Genomic DNA, 5,677 nt, shown 5'->3' on the forward strand with positions numbered 1-5,677 from the left:
ATACCAGCTTCGTCTACGGGCTCGCCTTCAGCCCCGACGGCCGCACCCTCGTCAGCAGCAGCGACGACCACACCCTGGACCTGTGGAACGTCGCTGACCCGCGACACCCCGCCCAGCCGGGTACCCCTTTGGTCGGGCACACCGGACCGATCGACGACGTGGCCTTCAGCCCTGACGGCCGCACCCTCGCGAGCGCGAGCGACGACCACACGGTGCGGCTGTGGACCCTCGACCCCGAGCAGGCGATCCGGCGGCTGTGCGCCGCGACCGGCGGTGTCACCGCGCAGCAGTGGCGCCGCTCCGCGCCGGAACCCGCCCTGAAGCAACCCTGCTCCTGACGCGGCCGGCAAGGGCGGACACCCCGCCCACACCGGTCTGACCTGTGTCGTTCCGCCGCTGTTGTCCGGCTGCTGTTGTCCGGTGTCCGTCTGCCGACACCGGACAACGACATCGGCCTAGAAAGGGTCCGGTGGCCGGCGCGGAACCCGGCCCGCGAAGCCGCGGGGTTCCGCTGCCACAGGCCACCGTTCCCATCGGACGAGCGAACGGAAGAGCAGATGTCCACTCGGAAAACGGCCGCGAGGGTCGGCCTCCTCGCCGCTGCCCTGACTGTCGTCACCAGCGGCCTGTCCATGACGGCGAACGCCTCCCCGGCGGCGGCCACCCTCCAGTACGGAAGCCACGGCTGGGGAGTCAAGTGCGTGCAGCAGGGCGTCAACGACTGGGCGGCGCGGACCGGGCACGGTCGGCCGCTGACGCGAGACGGCAGCTTCGGTTCTGGGACCCGCACCTGGGTCAAGAAGTTCCAGACCGCCTCGGGTCTCGGCGCCGACGGCGTCGTGGGCAAGCAGACCGGCAACAGCGTGCTCGCCAACCTGCAGGGAGACAGCACCTGGCGGCACGACTGCTACTACTACGTGCCCAGCACCCACGGCTGACCCGCCCCTTCCGCCCGCGGGGCGAAGGACGACCCGCTCCGTCGGAGCACGGAGCACGGAGCACGATCCCCACTACGCGGCCACCACTTCCGGGGGAGGCGGTGGCCGCCCGGCGGCCGGCCGCCGGCATCCGCACCCTCACCACCCAGCCGCACCCATCCTTGAGGAGCACCGTACTCATGCGCACCCTGGCTCAAAGGCTTCGTCGAAGCCGTGGCATGTCCGTGGCCCTTCTCGCCACGGCTCTGGCGTCCGGCATCACCGCGGCCGACGCCACCACCGCCGCGGCGACCGCCCTCCCCACGGCCGTGCAGGCAGGCACACCTGCCGGCGCCACCGTGCAGGCGTCCTGGCCGACGGTCGGGCCCGGCCAGCGCGGCGTGGACGTCACCACCGTCCAACTGCTGCTCACCGCCCGCGGTTACCCGACCACCGCCGACGGAGCCTTCGGTCCGGCCACCGCCGCGAAGGTGAAGGCCTTCCAGACGGCGAAGCACCTCACCGCCGACGGCATCGTCGGCCCCCGTACCTGGGGCGAGCTGGTCGTGACGCTCAGGTCCGGCTCCACGGGGGCGGGCGTCAGGGCCCTGCAGGACCAGCTCACCGACAACGGCTACACCGTCACCGTGGACGGAGTCTTCGGCTCGGGTACCGCCGCGAAGGTGAAGGCCTTCCAGACGGCGAAGCACCTCACCGCGGACGGCACCGTCGATGTCGAGACCTGGGCCGCCCTGGTCGAGGGCGGCGGGGCCACCGGCGGCGGCAAGCTCACCGACGCCCAGGCCATGGCCCGGCTGACGGCGGCCGGCATCACCCGGTACTCCTCGGGCAACTGCAGCGACCGCAACCGCAAGAACTGCACCAGTCTGCAGGACATCCGGGCACGCACCGTCGAGGGGGTCATCGCCCTCAAGAGGCAGAGCGGCTGCCGTATCGTCATCACCGGTGGTACGGAGGTCGGCCACGCGGGAGGCACGTACAGCCACTGGAACGGCTACAAGGTCGACGTGGCCCGCACCTCCTGCGTCACCGAGTACATCGAGGCGCACTCCAGGAAGCAGTACAAGCGCGGGGACGGCGCCTGGGTGTGGCGTGTCACCTCCGCCGGCAAGACGGTCATCGACTACGCCGACGAGTACTGGGCCAACCACTGGGACATTACGTACTACTAGGGCCTGCCGTCGCACGATCTCGACTGGTGGACCCTGATCGGCTGGTACGTCGCCATGAACTGGGCGATGTCGAGGGGAAGTCCGGCCGGCCGTCGCCGCCCGTGTCGTCGCGTGGGCGCAGGCGGCCGGACGACCGCAGGGTCCTCGACGGGACCGCGTGGACCGGGCGGCCGCCGCCGGGACATCGACCGGCCTGGTGTCGGACGACTCCACCGTCGTCCGCGCCCACCCGCATGCCGCGAAGCAGTGGCGCGGCGTCGCCACCCGGTACGACCGGACCACCGAGCCCTACAAGCTGCAGTCACCCTCCCAGCCCTGCCGAGACGGCCACCAGCTCCGGTGGCTCCCGCCCCGCAGCGCCGACCGCGGCCGGCCGGCTTCTGGTCGGTGCCGGAGCCGCGCGTCGGTCAGTCGGTGAGGGCTTGGCGCAGGGTTTCGTGGCAGTCGATGACGGCGTCGACGCCGACGAGGCGGATGGTGCGCATGACGGACTCGCCAATAGCGGCCAGGCGCAGCCAGCCGCCGGCCTCGCTCAGGGCGCGGTGGGCGGCGAGGAAGATGTTGATGCCGCTGGAGTCCATGAAGGTGACCTGACGCATGTCGACCACGACGCGGGGACGGGGGACGTCGGAGGCGTCCAGTGCCTGGCGGAGCGTGTCGCCGGTGTGGTGGTCGATCTCTCCGGCGAGGGAGAGTACGCGGATGCCGTCGGTGGCGGTGGTCACGACCGACAGCTGACCGGTCAGCCCAGCCTGTTCGGTGCCGGTCATTTTTCCCGTGGACATACGGTGATCCTGGCACACCCACCGCCTGGCGCGCAGTACCGCACGGCAGGGGACGAGCGGCACCGATGTGTGACCGATCCGAAACATGAGGCAGCGCGTGATCCGCGACGGCGGGGGTAACCGCGCGGGGACAGGCGGACGGAGAGCAGATGGCGGTCGTGATGGAAGCAGACCCGGTGCAGGCACGCGGCGCGGCGCTGGACAGGCCGGTCATACAGGCCGGCGTCGCCCTGGCCGGGGACGGCGAGGAGATCGCCCGGGCTCGCCGCATCGCCGCCGCTTTTCTCGCCCGCGTCCAGGGCGAACACGGCATTCCGGTCTCTCAGCGTGCTCTCGACCTCACCCAGCTGGTGGTCAGCGAGTTGGTCACCAACGCCTGCAAGTACGCCCCGGGTCCGGTGCTGCTGGACCTGCGTGTCACCGGAGGCGTGGTGGAGGTCATGGTGTGGGACTCCGACCCGGTGCTGCCCGTGGCCCGGGCTGCGGACGCCGGCCGGGTCGGACAGCACGGCCTGGAGATCGTGATGGCCGTCTCCCAGGGCTTCGAGGCGCAGCGCGAGCCGGTCGGCAAGCGCATCACCGCCCGTCTCGCCCTGGCCGACGACCCCGGCGGCGCCCTGTCCGGGCGCCAGCCCCTGTAACCCGGCCCGAGAGCCCCGTCTTCGGGCGGGGCGTGCGCGGCGGACGGGCGAGGGCTGCTTGCAGCTCTCCCCGTGCGGCGCCGGGCAGGGGGAGCGCCCGGGGTGACTGTTACAGCTGGGGAACACGGTTCCCCACGCCTGCCCGGGACGCCGCACTTCCGTGCGCCACCAGCCGGGCGAGCCAGTGGCCGAGCACGCGGTCGTCCGGAAGCCCCGGCCGGTCCGGAGGCAACCGAGGCGACACCGCCGCGAGGCGCTTCGACGCCGGGGCGAGCGGCGTGCCGAGCGGCGTGTCGACGCAGCCGGGTCGATCCGGCGCGCAGACATTCGCCGTGGCGTTCAACCACCCCGTCGGCCGAGGCCGGGGGCCCGACGCCGTCGTGCGCATGCGACCAATCCTCGGCTCGCGTGGTCCCGGATTACACGGGGCTGTTCCGCCTCGCCGCGCCTATAGGAGAGCCATCGTGAAGGAACCCGTGTATATCGGCAGAAATCCTGCTGCCAAACCGGATCTGCAACAGCTGATCCACGCGGTGGGGCTGGGTGATCAGGAGGCTTTCGCCGCGGTCTACGACGCCGTGGCCGGCTCCGTCCTCGGCGTCGCCCGGGCCGTTCTGCGGGATCAGGCGCAGTCGGAGGAGGTGGCGCAGGAGGTGTTGGTGGAGGTGTGGCGCACGGCCCCCCGCTACCGGCCCGAGCGTGGCACGGCCATCAACTGGATCCTCACTCTGGCCCACCGGCGGGCCGTGGACCGGGTCCGCTCTGCGGAGGCCGCGGCCGCCCGTGACGCCAAAGCCGCGCTGCTCGAGCATCAGCCCGCCTACGACGAGGTGACCGAGCAGGTCGAGAACCGGCTGGAGCAGGAGCAGGTACGGCGCTGTCTGCGCACCCTGACCGAGCTGCAGCGCCAGTCGGTCACGCTCGCCTACTACCGCGGGCTGACCTACCGGGAGGTCGCCGAAGCATTGGCGCTGCCGCTGGGCACGGTGAAGACCCGCCTGCGCGACGGACTGATCCGGCTCCGCGACTGCCTGGGGGTGACCGCATGACCACGACCGATCTGCACGCGCTGACCGGCGCGTACGCCGTGCACGCACTGCACAGTGAGGAACGTGCCGCCTTCGAGCGTCACCTGGTCGACTGTGACGCCTGCCGGCAGGAGGTCGCGGAATTCACGGCCACTGCCGGGCGCCTGGCCCTGGCTTCCACCGTGCGCACGCGTCCCGTCATGCGGGAGAAGGTCCTGCAGCGCATCACGACCGTGCGGCAGGTACCGCCCGGGGCCGCGCCACCGGAACGGGTGCGCCACGGCGCTCAGCGGGGCCGGGGCCTGGCCCGGTGGGCGCTGGCCGCGAGTGTGGCCGCCGCGGCCGCGTTCGGCGGCACCGCCGTGTGGCAGTACGAGCGCGCCCAGGACGCTGCGCACAAGGCCGTCCAGGCGCAGCGGCACGTCGAAGACCTGGCCGGGGTGCTGGCGGCGCCTGATGCCAAGTCACGCACGGCGAAGGTGGCGGGCGGCGCGGGCACCCTGGTGGTCTCCGCCGGCCGGGACCGGGCCGTGTTCATCGCCTCGGGGATGACTGCACCTCCGCGGGGCAAGGTGTACCAGCTGTGGTTCGCCGACGGCGGGAGGATGCGCTCGGCCGGCCTGATGGACCCCGGCCGTGGCAGCCAGGCGGTCCTGATGCAGGGGGCGGTCGATGGCGCCTCCGGGGTCGGCATCACCGTGGAGCCCGCGGGTGGATCGAAGCGGCCGACGTCGACACCGGTCGCCCTGCTCGGCGTGCCGGCGTGAGGATGCGCGTGGGGAGCCCCGCCGGGCGGCGCTTCCCACGCGGACCGGTCTCGGTGTGGAAGCCCGGCACCTCGGCCGGTATGCGCGGGTATGGCGCAGCCGGTCTGCAGACCTCGTAGTTCCTGAAGTCTGCGGACCGGCCCTTTGGCGAGGGGCACCCGCCAGACCCTGCCGGTGGGGTGGCTGGCGGATGCCCCGGTAGGAGGACGCGCGCCGCCCGGGTCGCTCCCGTCAAGGCGACCGGGCAGGCGTGCGTCCTCGGCTCGTGGTGGTGTCAGCTCTTGGGCATCAGGACGGTGTCGATGATGTAGACGTTGGCGTTGGCGGTCTTGACGTTGCCGCAGAC

At 72.2% G+C, this 5,677-nt stretch carries 7 protein-coding genes and 1 pseudogene; 6 read left to right on the forward strand and 2 right to left on the reverse strand.

What is annotated here, in order from left to right:
* The 3 genes from IE312_RS08950 to IE312_RS08960 all read left to right on the forward strand — a co-directional run.
* Positions 1 to 338, forward strand: a 338-nt coding sequence (locus IE312_RS08950; protein WP_189980089.1) for a WD40 repeat domain-containing protein, incomplete at its 5' end; no start/stop codon positions are given.
* Between the two features lie 219 nt (positions 339 to 557).
* A complete protein-coding gene (locus IE312_RS08955; protein ID WP_189980091.1) occupies positions 558 to 938 on the forward strand; it encodes a peptidoglycan-binding domain-containing protein in 381 nt (126 codons plus the stop codon).
* 218 nt (positions 939 to 1,156) lie between these two features.
* The gene (locus IE312_RS08960; protein WP_189980093.1) at positions 1,157 to 2,110 is read left to right on the forward strand and encodes a peptidoglycan-binding domain-containing protein; all 954 of its coding nucleotides are present in this window, start codon (positions 1,157 to 1,159) and stop codon (positions 2,108 to 2,110) included.
* 407 nt (positions 2,111 to 2,517) lie between these two features.
* On the opposite strand, the gene IE312_RS08965 is transcribed toward IE312_RS08960, so the two are convergent.
* Entirely contained in the window at positions 2,518 to 2,895 is a 378-nt protein-coding gene (locus IE312_RS08965) for an STAS domain-containing protein (protein WP_229899375.1), read from the reverse strand.
* Between the two features lie 161 nt (positions 2,896 to 3,056).
* Between IE312_RS08965 and IE312_RS08970 the strand changes: the two genes are divergently transcribed.
* The 3 genes from IE312_RS08970 to IE312_RS08980 all read left to right on the forward strand — a co-directional run bounded on the left by IE312_RS08970 (position 3,057) and on the right by IE312_RS08980 (position 5,331).
* Complete coding sequence (locus IE312_RS08970) at positions 3,057 to 3,536, forward strand: ATP-binding protein (RefSeq protein WP_189980339.1); 480 nt, start codon at positions 3,057 to 3,059, stop codon at positions 3,534 to 3,536.
* A 464-nt stretch (positions 3,537 to 4,000) separates the two neighbouring features.
* Complete coding sequence (locus tag IE312_RS08975) at positions 4,001 to 4,585, forward strand: sigma-70 family RNA polymerase sigma factor (RefSeq protein WP_189980095.1); 585 nt, start codon at positions 4,001 to 4,003, stop codon at positions 4,583 to 4,585.
* Complete coding sequence (locus IE312_RS08980) at positions 4,582 to 5,331, forward strand: anti-sigma factor (protein ID WP_189980097.1); 750 nt, start codon at positions 4,582 to 4,584, stop codon at positions 5,329 to 5,331. Before IE312_RS08975 ends, IE312_RS08980 begins: the two co-directional genes overlap by 4 nt.
* 274 nt (positions 5,332 to 5,605) lie before the next feature.
* Here IE312_RS08980 and IE312_RS39280 read toward each other — a convergent pair.
* Positions 5,606 to 5,677, reverse strand: a pseudogene (locus IE312_RS39280) (fasciclin domain-containing protein); the annotation flags it as partial.

It is taken from the genome of Streptomyces capoamus, assembly GCF_014654935.1.
In the GTDB taxonomy this organism is placed as follows: Bacteria; Actinomycetota; Actinomycetes; order Streptomycetales; family Streptomycetaceae; genus Streptomyces; species Streptomyces capoamus.